At 63.2% G+C, this 17,495-nt stretch carries 20 protein-coding genes; 10 read left to right on the top strand and 10 right to left on the bottom strand.

Annotation, left to right across the window (positions count from 1 at the left end; translation table 11 throughout):
* Positions 1 to 18: 18 nt before the first annotated feature.
* The 4 genes from JQ635_RS02615 to JQ635_RS02600 all read right to left on the bottom strand — a co-directional run bounded on the left by JQ635_RS02615 (position 19) and on the right by JQ635_RS02600 (position 2,672).
* Complete coding sequence (locus JQ635_RS02615; RefSeq protein ID WP_063683963.1) at positions 19 to 324, bottom strand: hypothetical protein; 306 nt, start codon at positions 322 to 324, stop codon at positions 19 to 21.
* A gap of 103 nt (positions 325 to 427) precedes the next feature.
* Positions 428 to 1,114: a DUF2161 domain-containing phosphodiesterase gene (locus JQ635_RS02610; protein WP_211408291.1), complete on the bottom strand. Its 687-nt coding sequence runs from the start codon at positions 1,112 to 1,114 to the stop codon at positions 428 to 430.
* 96 nt (positions 1,115 to 1,210) lie between these two features.
* A complete protein-coding gene (locus tag JQ635_RS02605; protein ID WP_211408290.1) occupies positions 1,211 to 1,891 on the bottom strand; it encodes an SDR family oxidoreductase in 681 nt (226 codons plus the stop codon).
* A gap of 22 nt (positions 1,892 to 1,913) precedes the next feature.
* Positions 1,914 to 2,672, bottom strand: coding sequence for a tyrosine-protein phosphatase (locus JQ635_RS02600; RefSeq protein WP_211408289.1), 759 nt, complete (start codon positions 2,670 to 2,672; stop codon positions 1,914 to 1,916).
* Positions 2,673 to 2,741: 69 nt separating this feature from the next.
* Here JQ635_RS02600 and JQ635_RS02595 point away from each other — a divergent pair, with 69 nt between their 5' ends.
* On the top strand, positions 2,742 to 3,068 hold the full coding sequence (locus JQ635_RS02595; protein WP_211408288.1) for an MliC family protein: 327 nt from the start codon (positions 2,742 to 2,744) through the stop codon (positions 3,066 to 3,068).
* Between the two features lie 100 nt (positions 3,069 to 3,168).
* Here JQ635_RS02595 and JQ635_RS02590 read toward each other — a convergent pair whose 3' ends face one another.
* Positions 3,169 to 3,372, bottom strand: coding sequence for a DUF2735 domain-containing protein (locus JQ635_RS02590; protein WP_211408287.1), 204 nt, complete (start codon positions 3,370 to 3,372; stop codon positions 3,169 to 3,171).
* Between the two features lie 538 nt (positions 3,373 to 3,910).
* Between JQ635_RS02590 and JQ635_RS02585 the strand changes: the two genes are divergently transcribed.
* The 4 genes from JQ635_RS02585 (at position 3,911) to JQ635_RS02570 (ending at position 7,402) form a co-directional block, all read left to right on the top strand.
* On the top strand, positions 3,911 to 4,945 hold the full coding sequence (locus JQ635_RS02585; RefSeq protein ID WP_211408286.1) for a glutamine synthetase beta-grasp domain-containing protein: 1,035 nt from the start codon (positions 3,911 to 3,913) through the stop codon (positions 4,943 to 4,945).
* A gap of 195 nt (positions 4,946 to 5,140) precedes the next feature.
* Complete coding sequence (locus JQ635_RS02580; protein WP_211408285.1) at positions 5,141 to 5,842, top strand: GrlR family regulatory protein; 702 nt, start codon at positions 5,141 to 5,143, stop codon at positions 5,840 to 5,842.
* Positions 5,843 to 5,861: 19 nt separating this feature from the next.
* Positions 5,862 to 6,548, top strand: a complete 687-nt coding sequence (locus JQ635_RS02575) for a substrate-binding domain-containing protein (RefSeq protein WP_211408284.1) — start codon at positions 5,862 to 5,864, stop codon at positions 6,546 to 6,548.
* A gap of 32 nt (positions 6,549 to 6,580) precedes the next feature.
* Positions 6,581 to 7,402 carry a tetratricopeptide repeat protein gene (locus tag JQ635_RS02570; RefSeq protein ID WP_211408283.1) on the top strand — a complete coding sequence of 274 codons (822 nt, stop codon included), beginning with the start codon at positions 6,581 to 6,583 and terminating at the stop codon, positions 7,400 to 7,402.
* 1 nt (position 7,403) lies between these two features.
* Here JQ635_RS02570 and JQ635_RS02565 read toward each other — a convergent pair whose 3' ends face one another.
* Entirely contained in the window at positions 7,404 to 7,862 is a 459-nt protein-coding gene (locus JQ635_RS02565; protein ID WP_211408282.1) for a hypothetical protein, read from the bottom strand.
* Between the two features lie 101 nt (positions 7,863 to 7,963).
* On the opposite strand from JQ635_RS02565, the gene JQ635_RS02560 reads away from it, so the two are divergent.
* Together JQ635_RS02560 and JQ635_RS02555 are read left to right on the top strand one after the other, a co-directional pair.
* Positions 7,964 to 8,113, top strand: a complete 150-nt coding sequence (locus JQ635_RS02560; protein WP_007591825.1) for a hypothetical protein — start codon at positions 7,964 to 7,966, stop codon at positions 8,111 to 8,113.
* 268 nt (positions 8,114 to 8,381) lie between these two features.
* The gene (locus JQ635_RS02555) at positions 8,382 to 9,086 is read left to right on the top strand and encodes a hypothetical protein (RefSeq protein WP_211408281.1); all 705 of its coding nucleotides are present in this window, start codon (positions 8,382 to 8,384) and stop codon (positions 9,084 to 9,086) included.
* A gap of 336 nt (positions 9,087 to 9,422) precedes the next feature.
* Here the strand turns inward: JQ635_RS02555 and JQ635_RS02550 are convergent, their stop codons facing one another.
* From JQ635_RS02550 to JQ635_RS02535, 4 genes are all read right to left on the bottom strand, one after another.
* Complete coding sequence (locus JQ635_RS02550; RefSeq protein ID WP_211408280.1) at positions 9,423 to 11,006, bottom strand: adenylate/guanylate cyclase domain-containing protein; 1,584 nt, start codon at positions 11,004 to 11,006, stop codon at positions 9,423 to 9,425.
* A complete protein-coding gene (locus JQ635_RS02545) occupies positions 10,993 to 13,422 on the bottom strand; it encodes a response regulator (protein ID WP_211408279.1) in 2,430 nt (809 codons plus the stop codon). The genes JQ635_RS02550 and JQ635_RS02545 overlap by 14 nt, the downstream gene beginning before the upstream one ends.
* Positions 13,423 to 13,517: 95 nt before the next feature.
* A complete protein-coding gene (locus JQ635_RS02540; RefSeq protein ID WP_211408278.1) occupies positions 13,518 to 14,657 on the bottom strand; it encodes an FIST signal transduction protein in 1,140 nt (379 codons plus the stop codon).
* A gap of 42 nt (positions 14,658 to 14,699) precedes the next feature.
* Positions 14,700 to 15,074 carry a response regulator gene (locus tag JQ635_RS02535; RefSeq protein ID WP_211406758.1) on the bottom strand — a complete coding sequence of 125 codons (375 nt, stop codon included), beginning with the start codon at positions 15,072 to 15,074 and terminating at the stop codon, positions 14,700 to 14,702.
* 414 nt (positions 15,075 to 15,488) lie between these two features.
* On the opposite strand from JQ635_RS02535, the gene JQ635_RS02530 reads away from it, so the two are divergent.
* From JQ635_RS02530 to JQ635_RS02520, 3 genes are all read left to right on the top strand, one after another.
* On the top strand, positions 15,489 to 15,878 hold the full coding sequence (locus JQ635_RS02530; protein ID WP_211408277.1) for a hypothetical protein: 390 nt from the start codon (positions 15,489 to 15,491) through the stop codon (positions 15,876 to 15,878).
* Between the two features lie 254 nt (positions 15,879 to 16,132).
* Positions 16,133 to 16,375 carry a hypothetical protein gene (locus tag JQ635_RS02525; RefSeq protein WP_211408276.1) on the top strand — a complete coding sequence of 81 codons (243 nt, stop codon included), beginning with the start codon at positions 16,133 to 16,135 and terminating at the stop codon, positions 16,373 to 16,375.
* Between the two features lie 230 nt (positions 16,376 to 16,605).
* Complete coding sequence (locus tag JQ635_RS02520) at positions 16,606 to 17,352, top strand: ABC transporter substrate-binding protein (protein WP_246583236.1); 747 nt, start codon at positions 16,606 to 16,608, stop codon at positions 17,350 to 17,352.
* The last annotated feature ends 143 nt before the right edge of the window (positions 17,353 to 17,495 follow it).

Raw genomic sequence — 17,495 nt, 5'->3', positions numbered from 1 at the left:
GATCGAAAGATAAACGGCTCAGGTACCGGTGCGCGTAGCGGTGCTGAAGCGGCGAACGACGCGGCGTTCGACCACCACCGAGCGCTGCGCGCCCTGTTCGCCGGCGATCACGCGCGTGGCGGTGATGCGGCTGTTGGTGCGGGCCTGCTTCTTCACCTCGGCCTGGACGACATCGAGCGGCATCCCCATCAGAGCTGCGGCGATCTCGGCCTGCTGCTCCTGGTCGTCGGTGATTCCGACGGCGGCGAAGATCGCCTCGTCCAGGGTCGGCGGATCGTGACGCACGCGCCGCGTGCCATATTTGGTATTCCAGTCTGCGCTCATGGTAGCCTCATTTCGATCCGGGATACCTAGTGCCGCCTATGTTGCATTGCAATATGAATTTGGTGTGGCATCTCAGCTATTCACCGCTTGCATCGATCCGGCGTCAGGGCGGTGACGGAGCACCTGCATCGGCCTCGACCCGTTGCTGTGGCCAGCGCTTCAGCGCGGCGTGTCCAGCCTCGGTGAGCCCGTAGATTCCCCGTTCGGCGCGCTCGAACCAGCCATACACATTGTTAAGCAAGATCTTGCCGGCATCGGGACACCGCACGCGCAGCTCGCGTACGGGCCGCGGGCCTGTCGCGAGTTCCGACGCGCAAGCCAGTGCCTGCTGCCGGTAGGCCGTCATGATCGGCGCGCGCGTGCTGCCGCCGAGCACCGGATCGCCCTGGCGGCGCTGATGCTCGGCCACGAGTCGCGAGCGAATCTTCGGCTCGCGCCGCGGGGCCGCCGTCGGCGGCTTGACCAGAACCTCGACCTGGCCACGGTCGGTCACCCCCAGCATGCCGAAGCCGAGGCGGCGGCAGAGATTGCGGTAGCGTGCGTCGCTCTCGCGCCCCTTGCCACGCGCGGACATTCTTGCGGCGATCCAGACCTCGTCGCCGGCCGGCGCACGGTCGACCGCCTGCAGGATCAGCTCGAGATTGAAGGCGAGCTTGAGCTCGCCGATCACCACGACAGGCGGATCGCCAGCGCTGAGGCCGACGAGATCGCAGCCCCCGATCTCGCCCTTGACCGTGAAGCCGAGCTCTTCGAGGAAGCGTTTGACGGGCAGGTAGAGCGCGGTTTCCAAGGGTGGTCCGATCGAAGAATCAGTTGCGTGCAGTCTAGAGCCTTCTCGGCTCCGATTGAATCCGAGGCGTGCCCGGACGTTTCGATCTGAACGCAGCTACACTCGCCCGCCGACCGGGATCAACGCGCCGGTGACGCCGCTGGCGGCATCGCTGGTGAGGAACAGGATCACCTCTGCGAGCTCCTGCGGGCTCACCCACTTGGAAAAATCCGCCTTCGGCATGTCGGCGCGGTTGGCCTTGGTGTCGATGATCGAGGGCAGCACCGCGTTCACGGTGATCTTGCCCTTCCACTCGCTGGCGAGTGCCTCGGTGAGACGATGCACGCCGGCCTTTGAGGCGGCATAGGGGCCCATGCCGTTGCCGGCCTGGAGTGCGCCCATGGCGCCGATGTTGACGATGCGACCCGCTCCGGACGCGGCGAGATGCGGCAGCGCCGCGCGCGAGGTGTTGAGCGCGGTGAGCACGTTCAGCGCATACATGCGTTGCCATGTCGTGATATCGCCGTCGCCGACGGTCTCGAAGGCGAAGCCGCCGGCGATGTTGATCAGTGCGTCGAGCCGGCCGAAATGCTTCGCCGCCGCATCGATCGCCGTCTTCGCCTGCGCCGCGTCGGACAGATCGACGCCGCCGATCTCGATGCGCTCGGGCGTCGCTGACAGTTGCGAGGGCGCACGATCGATGCCGGCGATGCGCGCGCCGCGAGACTGCGCGATGTCGGCAACCACTTTGCCAAGCGCGCCGAGCACGCCGGTGACGACCAGAACCTTGCCTTGCATCATCGTTCTCCCGGCGCAGCCGCTAGGCTTGCAGATAGCGCGCCTTCAGTGCGGTGCGCTCTGCTGTGCCGAGCTTGAGCCCATCGCGCAAGTAGGTTTCGAGATCGCCATAATCGCATCCGACGGCTTCGAAGGCGGCCGCCAGGTACGAGGCCTCGACCGAGCCGATCGCGTCGAGAACGTCGGCGGGGAGGTCGGCGGCGTTCGACGGGTCGCGCTTGTAGTGGCGGTTGGTCAAAAGGTAGTCTTCGGCAATGACGTCGTCGGCGACGCCCAGCGCGTGCAGGATCAGCGCGCTGGCAAAGCCGGTGCGATCCTTGCCGGCGGTGCAGTGGATCACGAGCGGCGCGCGGTCTTCGAGCAGATGGCCGAACAGCGCACGAAAGCTGTGCGTGTTGTGGCGAACATAGTTGCGGTAGGACTCGCGCATCAGCTCGAGCGCGACCGGTGCGGTCAGTGTCCCCCTCGCGATCTCGGCGCGCAGCGCGGCGACGACGGTCGGCTCGATCGGCAGCGAATACACTGTGATCTCGTTGACGACGCAGACGCCGGCCGCACGCTCCTCGACACCGCGAAAATCGAATGCGCTTCTGACACCGAGCGCGCGAACGATCTCGACATCGGCTGCGGTGAGCTGCCCGAGATGATTGGAGCGAAAGATGTGCCGCCAGCGTGTGGTGCGGCCGTCGGCGGTCCGATAGCCGCCGAGATCGCGAAAATTGCTGGCACCTTGCAAGGCGAGATGACGGGCAGGGGAGTCTTTTAGGGAAGAGTCTTGCATGAGATCAGCTTGGGTTATGGTTCCACTGGACGCGCTACGGCGTCCTTAAGTCCATTACAGGGGGCGATCATGGGCCGGCACAAGGCCATTGTTTTGGCGATCACCATGCTGGCGGTCGGAATCCTCAGTGCGCGGCAGGCTGATGCGCAGACCTTCCGGACCTATCGCTGCGCCGATGGTACGCAGTTCATCGTGGGATTTTATGACGACGACAAGCGCGCCTTCCTCCAGATCGACGGCGCGCCGGTTACGCTCGGCAGGCGGCTGGCGATTTCGGGGACGCGCTATTCGGGGGCGGGGATCACACTAAGGATTCCCAAGACCGGGCCGACCACGGTCAAGCACCTGAAGCGGCCGGTCACGACCTGCGCGGTGGTCGATAAGCCGGTTCTCTAGAGGGGAATCAAAAAGGGCCGAAACACCGTTGTTTCGACCCTTTTTCAAACTGCTGCCGGCCGCTTGCGAGAGCCCGGCGCTTTCAAACCAGCAGCTGGCATTAGCGTTCCCATTTGGGCTTGGCTTCGTCGACCGCGTCCTGATGGTACCAGCTATCGCTGCAGATCGAGACGTTCGCGGGAAGCGAATCGTGATCGGCGGGAAAGCGGGTATCGCCATAGCGGCGCCCGGCGAGAGCCGCGCGGCCCCCGACAGGGAATTGATAGATCTTCGCAGATCCGTGACTCAGACCATTGTTCATCATTGCGATTCTCCTTGGTCGAAGCGCCTTGGCCTCCATGGTGCGCCCGACTCGTTCGATTGTGGTTACTGGAATCCCCATATCGGCCGCGCATCCCGAATTGGAAAGTGCTGAAAAGGAGATCAGTTGCGGCCTATTTTATAGGCAGACAGCCGTCTGCATCCCCCAAGGCACCGTGCAGGTGACTAACGCATAGGCCATTCCAAAGGTTGCTAGGCAGGGGCGGAATGCTTTACGAAAATTGCTGGACGTTGATGCGCGTTTCATCGGCAACCTCAGGCACGGGTCGGCCTGCTCCAGAATCAGGCGTTTTTCGCGGGATTTTTGCGGTGCAGCTTCACGCGAAGGTGCGCGGCTATGACGCAGGTCGCTGTGGACGGTTTGCCGGCGTCGCGGCGAGGCCGGCCGCGGTGGAAAACCGCCCGAAGTGCGGCCTTTTGGCACGTTAAATGCTTGTAAAGGGCCGGCCGATGGTGGCCGGGTACAAACGTGCGGGGGCCCCAGGGCCCCCAACCTTTCGCATCATCTACAGAGAGGCTCAATGACCAAGTATAAGCTCGAGTACATCTGGCTCGACGGATATACGCCGACTCCGAACTTGCGCGGCAAAACTCAGATCAAGGAATTCGCGTCGTTCCCGACGCTCGAGCAGCTTCCGCTCTGGGGCTTCGATGGCTCCTCCACCCAGCAGGCCGAAGGCCACAGCTCCGATTGCGTGCTGAAGCCGGTCGCCGTGTTCCCGGACGGGGCGCGCACCAACGGCGTGCTCGTGATGTGCGAAGTCATGATGCCCGACGGCAAGACCCCGCACGCTTCCAACAAGCGCGCCACCATCCTCGACGACGCCGGCGCCTGGTTCGGCTTCGAGCAGGAATACTTCTTCTACAAGGACGGCCGTCCGCTCGGCTTCCCGACCGCCGGCTATCCGGCGCCGCAGGGCCCGTACTACACCGGCGTCGGCTTCTCGAACGTCGGTGACGTCGCCCGCAAGATCGTCGAAGAGCATCTCGACCTCTGCCTCACGGCCGGCATCAATCATGAAGGCATCAACGCGGAAGTCGCGAAGGGCCAGTGGGAATTCCAGATCTTCGGCAAGGGCTCCAAGACCGCTGCCGACCAGATGTGGATGGCCCGCTACCTGATGATGCGCCTGACCGAGAAGTACGGCATCGACATCGAATTCCACTGCAAGCCGCTCGGCGACACCGACTGGAACGGCTCGGGCATGCACGCCAACTTCTCCACCGAGTACATGCGTACGGTCGGTGGCAAGGAGTACTTCGAGGCGCTGATGGCCGCCTTCGACAAGAACCTGATGGACCACATCGCCGTCTACGGCCCGGACAACGACAAGCGTCTGACCGGCAAGCACGAGACCGCGCCGTGGAACAAGTTCAGCTACGGCGTTGCCGATCGCGGCGCTTCGATCCGCGTTCCGCACTCCTTCGTCAACAACGGCTACAAGGGCTATCTGGAAGACCGCCGTCCGAACTCGCAAGGCGACCCCTACCAGATCGCTTCGCAGATCCTGAAGACGATCTCGTCCGTGCCGACCGACAAGAAGGCTGCGGCCTAAGATCCTCCCGGCCCGGGCTGGGGCTGGCCCGGGTTGGCATTCAATCCGCCGGAGCGATAAGCTCCGGCGGATTTTTGCATTCTGATGACGGCCATCCCCATGACGCGCCGGGCAGCGCCGCGCGAAACTTGTCCACCGCCGCCGAAAGCGGGATAGAGTGCCCGTGGATGCGCGCTGGGGCCGGGGACACGGCTGGTGTTTGAGGGTTTCTACAAGGTGCGGTTTCAGCTCGGCGACGCCGTCGGCCGGAGCGTGATGCATGCCGGCAACGGCAAGATGCTCGGCGGCAATTCGGCCTTCGCCCATATCGGCACCTACGAGAAGACCGGTGAGGGCGTCGACATCGTGATCAAGACGGTCCGTCACAATCCCGATCCGAACTACCGCGCCATGGCCGGCACCGACGATGCGACCTTGCTGGCGAAGGGCTGGGCCGACGGCGATCTCTATCGCTTCAAGGGCGAACTGAAAGAACTGCCGGGCGTGCCGTTCCAGTCGGTGATGACGCCGATCACGGAGGACGAGGTGCCGATCGCGGGCAGCGTCGGTGAGGGCGGCATCGCCGACGGCCTCTACTCGGTGCATCTGCGCATGCTCGACGGCATCGACGGCGGCCTCACTGGCGTGATGCTGCTCAACCAGGGCCGCATCCTCGGCGGCGATGCGGCGTTCTACTATCTCGGCAGCTACACCGCCGCGAAAGGCCGCTGGAAGGGCCAGATCCTCAACCAGGAGCACACGCCGGCCAAGGACGATCCGATCTTCGGCGGCCACGAGGTCGGCATCGGTTTCTCCGGCAGCTATGACGCGGAGGAGGCGGTGCTGGAGGCGACGGCGCTTGCCGGCAAGCGATCCTTGCGCCTCACCGCCGCGCTCAAGCTGATGCACCGCGCCTGAACGTCATCCGGGAATACACATGGCAAATACCGTTCGCATGCTCTCGACGCTCGGCCTGATGGGCGCGATGCGCAGCCTGTCCTCCGCCTTCGAGGCCGCCAGCGGCATTCATGTCGATGCGGACTTTGCGCCGACGCTGGCCCTGCTCAAGCGGCTGCGCGCCGGCGAGGCCGCCGATCTCGTGATCCTCACGCGCGAGGGGCTCGACGAGATGATCGGCGAGGGCCGCGTGGTTGCGGAAGGCGCGGCCGATCTGGCGCGCTCCTTCGTCGGCATTGCCGTGCGGGCAGGGCAGCCGCATCCTGACATCGGCAGCGAAGCCGCGCTGCGCCAGACGCTGCTCGCGGCGGGGTCCGTCGCCTATTCGCGGCTCGGCGCGAGCGGCGTGTACTTCGCCCAGCTGATCGTGCGGATGGGGATCGCGGCCGAGATCAACGCCAAGGCCACCATAGTCGAGCAGGGTTTTACGGCGGAGCGGCTCGCCAGCGGCGAGGCGGACCTTGCCGTGCAGCAGATCAGCGAGCTGAAGCAGGTCGGCGGCATCGAGGTGATCGGTCCGGTCCCCCTTGAGCTGCAAACGCCGGCGGTGTTCTCCGCCGGCCGCATGGCGAACGCGGAGAACGCCGTCGCGGCCGATCGGCTGTTGCGTTTCCTCTCCTCACCGGAGGTCGTTCCTGTCCTCCGCCAATCCGGACTCGAGCCTTGAATTTGCCGGGGCGGGGACGCAACGTAGCGATCATGCGAACTCATCTGCTTGCCATCCTCTTCGCGCTCGCCGCGCCCCTGGCCGCGCATGCGCAGTCAGCCGATCTTGTCCTGTGCGACCGGGTCGCCGCCGATCCCAGCGATCCCGACAAGCCGACCGACGTGAAGGGCGTGGCCGAGATCGCTAGCTCCGACGTCTCTACCGCCATCAAGTTCTGCAAGCAGGCCGCGCCGTCATCGCGCCGTGCGATGTTCGCGCTCGGGCGCGCCTATGCGGCGAACCGGCAGACGGCGGAGGCGATCGCCGCCTGGCGCAAGGCGGCCGACAAGGGATCGAGCGCGGCCATGGTCGAGCTTGGCGTGCTCTATGGCACCGGCTCCGGCGTTGCCAAGGATGAAGCGCAGGCGCGAAAGTTGTTCGAGAAGGCAGCTCAGGCCGGTAATCCCCGCGGCGTCAGCAACCTTGCTGCGATCGGTAGCGCAGGTGGCGCGGCGCCGGCCGACCCCGCACAGGCCCGTGCGCTGCTCGGCAAGGCCGCCGAGACCAACGCGGAGGCGCAGTACCAGCTCGGCCTGATGCTGTCTGAAGGCGACGGCGGCGCAAAGGACGACGTCGCGGCGCGCGCGCTGTTCGAGAAGGCGGCGGCGCAAAACCATCCCGGCGCGCTGGAACGGATGGGCGCCTTCGCCCAGGAAGGCCGCGGCGGGCCCAAGGACAAGGACGCCGCCAAAGCCTATTACGAGCGCGCGGCAGCGCTCGGCGACGAGGACGCCAAGAAGGCACTGGAGCGCATTCGCTGTCCCTATGCGATCAAGGACAAGCAGGGCAAGCTCGTCACCACCCTGTGCTTCTAGCTCACTTCATGTAGTAGGCGAGATTGTTGCGCGCGTCGCGATAGGTCGTCTCGAGGAAGTCAGGATACTCCGCGGCCGCCTGCGCCACAGCGCGCACGACGCAGGCCCAGAAATCGCCATCCCATTTGAAATGCGCCTCCGTGGCGCCCTCGAACTTGACGACGGTGATGATGGCCTGCCGGATCGCATCGTCGTCGGCGCGCGGATGGGCGCGCTTGAGATACCCGAACATCGGCCCTTCATGGGCATGGTCGCGATCGTAGCGATACTTCTCGGCCATCTGCTGCGGCGTGAGGGTGCGGTTGATGCGGACCTCTTCGGCGGTCGGGCGCCCTTCGATCGAATCCAATCGGTAGCGCCAGCGCCAGAGCTCGAAGGCGGCATCGAGCAGCGGCTGCTTCGCCGCGCTGGCGACGAATTCGGCGATCTGCTCTTCGGGGGATGGCTCTGTCTGGTTCATGCCCCTTGGTCGCGGGCCTGCACCTGACGGTTCGAAGCGGCTTCGAGCAGGAACCAGCTCCAGCACCGGTCGTTGAACCCCGACAAGCAGGAGGCCCGATCATGATCCGCAAACTGGCATCCGGCGAGTACCGCCTTTACTCACGCAAGGTGAATCCGAAGACCGGCAAGCGCCGCAACCTCGGCACGTTCAGGAGCCGTGCGGCGGCCGAGAAGCATGAGCGCGAGGTGCAGTATTTCAAGCGGCACTGAGGCGGGATGCTGGCCCTCCAAAACAAAATGCCGAAAACAACCCCATGCACAGTAGCCGGGGCACTGAAATCGCAGCGAAATTCCAATGTGCTGATTTTACGAAATTTGTTTGATCCGTTGTTTGACCCGTCGGGCAAAACAGGGGCATAATGGCAACATGGCAGAGCAAGGTCCTTCAGGGTACCCTGCGCGGAAAAGCCGGGTGGAATCGGTGCGGCAGCGGTGCTAGGTAGCCCGCGATTCTTTTTGATTATGCGGGCGAATTGCGTTGCTGGACGGACTCTACAAGGTTGAATACGGCGTCAACGATGCGTTCGGCCGCAGCATCATGTGCCTGCATGACGGCAAGATGCTGGGCGGCAATTCGGGCTTTGCGCATCTTGGCACCTATGTGGAGCGCGACGGCGAGATCATTGCCGAGGTCATCACCGATCGGCACAACCTCGATCCCACCTACAAGCCGCTGATGGGGGCGGACGTCGCCTCGATCGGGGCGCGCGGCCGGTTGTACGGCAACGAGATACGTCTTCAGGGCGGTGCGAACACGATGCCGGGCGCCCATTTCTGGGCCAACATGACGCGGCTCGACGACGGGGCGCTGCCGCCGCGCGGCGCGATCGGGCCGGGCGGCATCGCCAACGGGCTCTATGGGATGAGCCTGCGCGCGCTCGACGGTGTCGAGGCCGGACTGTCAGGCGTGATGCTGCTGATCGACGGCCGCATCCTCGGGGGCGATGCGTTCTTCTATTATCTCGGCTCCTATTCCTCGGCGGACGGCCGCTGGAAGGGCGAGATGCTGAACCAGGAGCACACGCCGGCGAAGGGCGAGAACCCCGTGTTCGGCGGCTATGAGGTCGGGATCGGCTTCTCCGGCACCTGCACGGAAGACAGCGGCGAGCTCGAAGGCATCGCGCTGGCCGGCAAGCGCAGCTTGCGCCTTGCCGCCTCGCTCAAGCTGATGCGGCGGGCTTAGGGCGCACACTCGCTGGCGTCGGATGTCCGCTTCTGGAGCTGAAGCGGGCCTCAAGCCTCGCCCAAGCCAATCTCAGCAAGTGGCCCTTAGCCGAAGGTCGATTGAGCGCGTGTCATGTCGACTGTCAGGGGCAAACCGGACGCCTATCCAACTTGGCGTCCAACGCTGCTTGTGGACCCAAAGCCGACGCGAGACCGATCAACCGGTGACGCGGGACCCGATCACGATCACCATCATCGGCCGGTGAGCGCTGTGTTCACCAAGTGCTCGCTACTTGCCTGAAAAGATCAGCACTTGCTTAAGGACCTACCGGCGCCCTCGCGGGGGGACGCGCATCTAAATCCGACTCAAGAAGAACGTCTCCAGTTTGCCTTTGCCCTTCACCTCAACGCTGCCGCGTGGCTCGAGCGCAAAGGGACCGACGAGGTGGCGGGCTATATCCTGGGACACGTGGATGCGATTGGGTAGAGAATAGGCCTCGAGCCGGCTGGCGACATTTACGGTGTCGCCCCACACGTCGTAGAGGAAGCGGTGCGCGCCGATGATGCCGGCAACCACGGGACCGGAATGTATGCCGATGCGGATTTGCAACGACCAGCCGAAATGCCGGTTGACGCGGTCTAGCCGATCGATCATGCCGAGCGCCATCTTCGCGATCGCCGCGATCGCATCGGGGTTCGGATCGGGCAAGCCGGCGACAGCCATGTAGGCATCGCCGATGGTCTTGATCTTCTCGACACCGAACTCGCGCGCAAGCGCGTCGAATTCCGAGAACAACCGGTTCAAATACTCGACCATCGCTGCAGGCGTGACCCGTGCCGAGTGCTCGGTGAAGCTCACCAGATCGGCGAACAGAACGCTCACGCCCTCGAAGCGGTCGGCGATCATGACTTCGCCGTGGTTCAGGCGGCCTATCACCTGCCTTGGCAGGATTGTCAGCAGCAGCCGCTCAAACTTGGTGGTCTCCTCCTCGATGCGGCGAAGATACTTCTGCTCGCGGTCGCGCCAGCGCTTCTTGTGCAAGCAAGCATTGATCCGCGCGCGCAGCAGGATCGGATTAAACGGCTTCGGCAGATAGTCCTCGGCCCCGGCCTCGATGCAGCGGACGGCGCTCTCGGTCTCCGCCAAGGCCGTGATCATGATCACCGGAATGCGGCGCAGCCGCTCATCCGCCTTCATACGCACCAGCACGTCAAGCCCGTTGATATCGGGCATCATCAAATCGAGCAGGACGAGGTCGAACTCATCGTTGGCGAGCGCCTGCAGCGCCTGCTGGCCGCCGGCCACCGAAGAGACGCGATGGCCGTCACGGGTCAGCCGGCGCGACAGCAGGTCGCGGTTGGCCTCGATATCGTCCACGACGAGGATAGAACCGGTTTCGGTGACAGCATACGGCCGGACCGGCCCGAGGCTGCGCATCAGGTCGCTAACCATGACCGCGCCGGTCTGATCGGGAGCCAAGCTCGTCTCCTCGACGTCAACCGAGAATCGCACGATGCGATCGAGACGCAGCAACAGGTCGGTGGCCGCAGCCAGCAGGCGATCGAGATCCGCCCGCAGGGAATCGCTTGAAAAACTGGCTGCATCCTCGCGCAGCATCTCACCATAGCCCTTGATCGCGTTGAGCGGCGTGCGCAGCTCGTGACGAAGATCCTGTTCTTGCGTGGTGGCCGCTGAGCCGGGCGGGCTCTTGGCGCGATCGCCGTCCATCAGCCGGTCGACCTTGCCGGCGAGATCCCGGGCTGCGCTGAGGATACGGTTCATATCGGGGAGGATGTCCGAGCGCCCGTTCCGGGACGCCTCTTCGTCCAGAATCTCTGCGTAACCGAGCAAGGCGTTGACCGGGGACTGCAGTTCCTGGCGAAGGTGGGCAAGCTGAATGCGCCAAGCGCGCGCGCTGTCGGTGTCAATGATGCTCATGGCCGATCCGCGTGCGCCCGGTGTGGCGGGGCACCAGCTCGTCAAGCGCCGCCAGCACGGCCTTGCCGCTGTATTCGCCCTTGTGCACCAAATGCTGTACCTGGCCGTTGAGGCGCGCGCGATCCTCGGCGGTCAGCGTCTTCGCCGTGACGACGATGACTGGGATGCGCCGCCAGCGGGCTTCGGCGCGCAGTCGCGCGATGAACTCGAACCCATCCATCTCCGGCATCATCAGATCGAGCAGAATTGCATCGGGTGAAGCCTCATTCAAACGCTCAAGACCAATCCGACCATTCTCTGCTTGCGTCACCATGCAATCGATCTGCCTCAAGGCGCGCCCCATCAGCTCGCTGGCCGACGCGTCATCCTCGACTATCAGCACGTGTCGTGGCGCGCCCCTTGGGCAGCACTTTTCCACCGCGCTGACCAGTCTGTCGCGATCGATCGGCTTGACCAGGTAATCGGCGGCGCCGAGCGAGAAGCCAATGCCCTGGTTGTCGACGATCGTGACCATGATCACAGGAATTTCCGCAAGTACCGCATCTTCTTTCATGGCGCTGAGCACGGCCCAGCCATCCATCTGAGGCATCAAAGCGTCGAGCGTGACGACATCGGGGTGCAGCGTGCGGGCGAGCTTCATCGCCTCGTCGCCATTGGCAGCCAGGCGAACGGCGTAACCGCCGCGTTGCAGGTGTCGGCGCAGCAGCTCCCGCGCGTTGGGATCATCGTCGACCACGAGAACGATCGGCGCATGCTCGGGCTCGGCAGCCTGCGGACCCTCGAAACGCTTGTCTGCCGCCGAGACTGTAGTGTCCGATGCAGCGCGTGTTACCGCCGGCAGACGAACCACAAACGTTGTCCCCTTGCCGGCTTCGCTGATCAGCGTCACGTCGCCGCCCATCAGCCGGCAGAAGCGCTTGGTGATGGCGAGGCCGAGCCCAGTACCACCATAGACGCGGGTCGTCGAGTCGTCCGCTTGAGTGAAGGCCTCGAACACCTTGGCCTGCTGATCTGGCGTCATGCCGATGCCGGTATCGCGTACCTGGAACTCGATCCATTCGCCAGCCGCATTCGTATCACGCAGCACGGTCAGCGTTATCGTTCCGTTCCGCGTGAACTTGCAGGCATTGCTGAGAAGGTTGAACAGGGTCTGCCGCACCTTGGTCAGATCGCTGTGGATCGTGCCGATCTCGTCAGCACAGTTCACCACCAGAGCGTTGCCGGTCTTCTTGGCCAGCGGGGTGACGGTCGCCGCGACGCTATCGATCATGGGGCGGAGCTCGAAGGTCTCGAGATAGAGCGTCATCTTGCCAGCTTCGATCTTGGAAAGATCGAGGATGTTGTCGATCAGGCCGAGCAGATGCTTTCCGGCATCCTGAATCTTACGCAGGTCCGCCATCTCCGAGTCACGGCCGGCGCTCTGGGCGTCCTCGAACAGGATCTCGCTATATCCGATGATCGCGTTCAAGGGCGTGCGCAGTTCATGACTCATGTTGGCTACGAAGTCCGACTTTGCGCGCGTCGCCTGCTCGCTCGCCCAGATCGCCTTGTGCAGCTCGCCTTCCATGCGCTTGCGGTCGCTGATGTCGGCGAGGCCATTGATCATCGCCGGGCGCCCTTCGAACTCGACGCGCTGCGAAGCTATGAGCGCCCAGAACTCCTCGCCTCCAACCCGCTTGAGCAGCATCTCCATGCCCTCCACATGGCCGTACTCGGTGAGCGCGCTGATGAAGCGCTCACGATGTTGCGGGTCTGCGTAGAAGGTCTTCGCTTGCAGGCCCAGGGCAGTCGAACCTTCGAGCTCGAACATCTCGCTGAAGCGCCGATTGGCATACCGGATGATCCCGTCCTCGAAGGTTACGATCGCCACCGCCATCGGCGCGGCCTCGGCGATGACACGCAGCCGCTGCTCGCTCTCCTGGATCGCCTGCTCCGCCTTCTTCACATCGGTGATGTCGGTGTAAGTCGCGACGGTGCCGCCGTCGTCGGTCTTGCGCTCGTTGATCTGGATCCAGCGCCCGTCGGAGCGGCGTTGCACATGCGTGCCCTTGGGATCGCGATGCTGAGCGAGGCGGTGCTCGATCCAGGCCTCGACGCGCCCCTCCGCGTCGCGGATATCACCGCTTGCGGTCGCGTTGCGGAGGATTGTCTCGAACGATACGCCCTGATTCACGACATTGATGCTGGCGGTGCCGTGCATGTCCCGGTACCGCCGGTTGTATATAACTAGCTTGTCGTCGGCATCGTAGAGCGAGAAACCCTCGGAGATGCTCTCGATCGCGTCGACCAGCCGGCGCTGCGCCTCTGTTGCCTTGTCGCGTGCCTCCGACAGCTCCTTCGAGCTCAGCTCTTGCGAGCGCTCGACCATCGCCCGATCGCTATCGAAATCGGTGTATGCGGAATCGACGGCTGCCACGAAAGACTGCAACGCAGCCGGTACGTCGCCCTCCACACCGAGGTGCTTTCTGAGCTGGCGTCGTAGCAGCCTGTGCATCTGTGCCCTATGACCGTTCAGTCCTCGGCGAAAGTTGTAATTGTCATGGTTTGATTGTGCAGGCGGCAGTCGCCACCATGTATGAAGGGGCAAAGCTCGCCGTACGAGTAGAACCCGGAAATCTTCGCATCCGCCCCGAAGACATTTCGAATTGCTTCGATTTCTTCCTCGGTGCGCTGCTTCATCACGAGCTTACGACCGACGCAGCTCACCAGAATTGCAAGGTCCGGTCGCCTGTCGCCGAGCCCGCTGAGACTGGCCTTCGCAGCAGCGGTCGCGCCGTCGACCAGATCGTCGACATTGGTCTTCATCAACTGCGCCGTTCCGCCCTGTGGGATGTCGCCCGCGAACGTCATTGACTTTTTCTGCTCGTCCACAGACAGGACGGTTCGGACGACACCCTGGCCGCCCTTTGCCTCGGTAACCAGGATAGGAAAAAGCAAGGCAGAGCTTGGCAACTGGTCCGCGTGTGGGCCCAGGTACGATTTATAGAGATCGAGCGCCGAACGCTCATCCAGCTCATAGAGGACGTTGCCTTCGGCCCGTGTGATGGTGCGCAGCGGCCCAAATGGCTGCCAGCCGCCCATCGATCCGTAGCCAATGCGCAAATCGTCGCCATACAGACCGACCGCCGCCACGCGCTGAGGGCCTGCGCCACCGTCGGCAATGACCCAAGTCTCGGCGAAGTTGGTTCCGTCTCCGGAAAGGCCGCCAGTTATCGACACACCTTCTGATACGCCGCTGGCGAGACCGCGCGCCAGGTCGGAGCCGTTGACGTGCAAACCGTCCGAAAGCACGAACACGTGGCGCAATGAGGCGTCGTTCAATTGCTGCGCGAGCTCCTTGCCGACGTCGTAGCTTGCCTTCGCCTCACCAATCGTAGCGGAGGCGAACCGCAGTCGCGTATGTTCGAAGTCTGCAAGGGTGGCACTCACAGAGTCGTCGACGACTACGTCGCCGATAATCTCGCCGGAAGTCGAGCAACCAAGCATGGCGGCCCCTTTGAAGTGGTCGCGCAACTCGCCCACGAGGGTCCCCGCCTGCACCAACGATCTAGCACCGAAAACGAACATGACACTCTGTCGTCCGACGTCGCCAGATGGCAAATTCGGCCGCCACCCGTCACTTTGGGACCACTTGTACTGAGCCGTTTTCATGAGTTGTTTCCTCTCGTCATCTGTCCGGAACTTGTAGGTCGTCTACTGTCCCGCAGCCGCGAGTAGTGTTTCAATCTTTCCCAGCAGCCTCTTCAGCTCGATCGGCTTTGTGTCGTAGTCGTCGCAGCCGGCCTCGAGGGCCTTGTCCCGGTCGGTCGCCATGGCGTGCGCCGTCAGCGCGATGATGGGGATTTTGCGTAGCTCAGGCGTGGCCTTGATCTGGCGCGTCGCCTCCCAACCGTCGATCACCGGCAGGCTCATGTCCATCAAAATGAGATCGGGCCTGTCGCTCGTCGCCATTGCCACGCCGCGCGCTCCGTCCTCGGCAATGGTGACCTCGTAGCCGCCACGCACCAGACGCCGCGAGAGCATGTCGCGGTTCATCTCGTTGTCCTCGACCAGCAAAATTTTGGGCATTGCACAGCCTCGAACCGGACTGTGAGCACTGCTTGCCGGGATAACCCGGGCCTCAATAGACGCCTGAAAATTCAACCCTATCACTCAAGCCTACCTGTCGCATTACGAAAAACGGTGGATAGTGGCGGCGACAGAAGAATTCCAAGAGTTCTATAAGATCATACCGCCTCCAATGAGGTGTGGTTCCGCGTGTAGCATCTCGTCATTCAAGACTGTGCGTAAGCGGGACTGCCCTAAGTCGGCAGCCCCCATTGGGCCAAACGTGTGACGTCACCTACTGGCCCCAAGCCAGCCACCGCGCTTTGCGCCATCGAACCGGCTTCTTGCGTCCCAGCGGCATCGTTCTAGCGGCGCGGCCGGCTTTCGGATATCACCCCCATCCGCCCTTTTTTGAATCTCGCAGAGGAATCTAAAATGGCAGGAATGCAAGCTGGGCTTGTTGTAATAGCAGCGCTGCTGCTGTCAGGTTCTGTCGCCGAGGCGCAGCAGACGGGCAAGCCCTGCGCCGGCGATATCAAGACACTGTGTGCCGGCATTCAGCCCGGTGAAGGCCGGATCAAGGCCTGCATAGCATCGCATTTGACCGACCTATCGCCAACCTGCGAAGACCGCGTGCTCACGGTGGCGGTGACCGGAAAGGTATGCAAGACCGATGTTGCGAAGCTATGTGCCGGTATTGTGCCCGGCACCGGCGGCATCAGAGCCTGCATAAAATCGCACATGGCAGAGGTGAGCGATTCCTGCAAGGATGCGATGTCTCAGGCAGCGGCAGGCAAGAAACCCTTTGGGCGTGGGGATCTTTAGAAGTCGTTGTCCGCGAGCGCGCCCCACCAGCGGTGATCAACGAAGCGCTCACTACAGTGAGCTTGGCAGGTAGCGGGCAACCGCAAGATTGATGCGTGTATTGCCGGTGGACCCATCGAACTGGAAGTCGAGTACAGATTTGCAAGCGGACGACGCTAAACGACCCGCCTTGCGCGAGGTCCTGACAGTGGAGCACGGCATCACTCTTTGACTTCGGCGCGCCTCTCAAGTTCGCAGGCTGGAGGAGAATCGCGATGATCGAGAGATCTCAGCGGCAGCCACAAACGCCTCTCGTTCGTGATGCGGGGGACGACAAGACTCCATCTGCACACTCGGCGGATGGTGAAGATCAGAACTCGTTCTATTATGCGAATTGTTGCCTTGGTGTCTTTCCTGTTGACCTCGTCGATCTTCACGATTTCGCAAAAGGGCAATTGTTGGCTTTGGCGATTTTCGTTCCGGTCGCGATAGCGCTTTTCATATTGTCTGCTTTGTAAGATGGGTCTAGCCATACCATTTTGAACGGTTACGAAGCCTGCCAAGAACTATGGGCGGCAATGAAGCGACGCGAAATCATTATGCTTCTCTGCAGCGCAGCTATGTGGCTGCATGCAGCTCGCGCGCAGCAGAAGGCGATCCCGGTGATCGGCTACCTCGGCGCAGGAGCGCCTGGCCCATCCGCCCCGTTTGTGGCTGCGTTCCGCCAGGGATTGGGCGCGATGATCAAATGCCCGCATTGGCCACCGATCTCGTGGGCCGCAAGGTCGACGTGATCGTGTCGTTCGGCGGCGGTGCGCCACGCGCGGCCAAAGCGGCAACTCAGACGATCCCGATCGTCTTCGCCATCGGCGGCGACCCGATCGCGATCGGCCTTGTCGCCAGTCTCGCCCGGCCGGGCGGCAACGTCACCGGCGTTAGTTGGCTCGGCGGCGAACTGACATCCAAGCGGCTCGAACTTATGTCCGAGCTGGTTCCGCAGGCCAAATCGATCGCCCTACTGGTGAACCCAAACAATCCGCAGACGCGGATGGTGCGAGAAATGCAGGAGGCGGCGCGCGCGAAGGGGGTGCAGCTTCCTATCCTGTACGCCGGCAGCGAAAGCGAAATAGACGCTGCCTTTGCCTCCCTCGTCCAGAGCAACGCCGACGCGCTCGTCGTCACTGCCGAACCATTCATCAATAGCCGACGTCAGCAGATTGTGGCGCTGGCGGAACGCCATGCCGTTCCGGCGATCTATGGGATCCGTGAATACGCCGCGGCCGGTGGCCTGATCAGCTATGGCGCGAGTCTTACGGCGGCCTATCGGCAGGTTGGGATCTATGCCGGAAAAATTCTTAAGGGCTCCAAGCCCGCCGACTTGCCGGTCCAGCAATCGACCACTTTCGAGTTGGTCGTCAATCTGAAGACCGCCAAGGCGCTCGGCCTCACCGTTCCGCCGGCGATCCTCAGCCGCGCCGACGAGGTGATCGAGTAGTTTGCCGGCGAGTCCGTTGCGGGTAACCGGCCGACGTCTGCGGGCGGCAGCGGCAATTGGGCTATAGCTCACAAGCGGACGTCACGCCTTGCGCCCCAGATGTTCCGGCTGGATCACCCTAAGCGTTGGAGTGAATTGCGGGA

Origin of the sequence: Bradyrhizobium iriomotense, from assembly GCF_018130765.1 — a bacterium.
In the GTDB taxonomy this organism is placed as follows: Bacteria; Pseudomonadota; Alphaproteobacteria; order Rhizobiales; family Xanthobacteraceae; genus Bradyrhizobium; species Bradyrhizobium iriomotense_A.
This window is presented reverse-complemented; position numbering and strand designations above follow the sequence as displayed.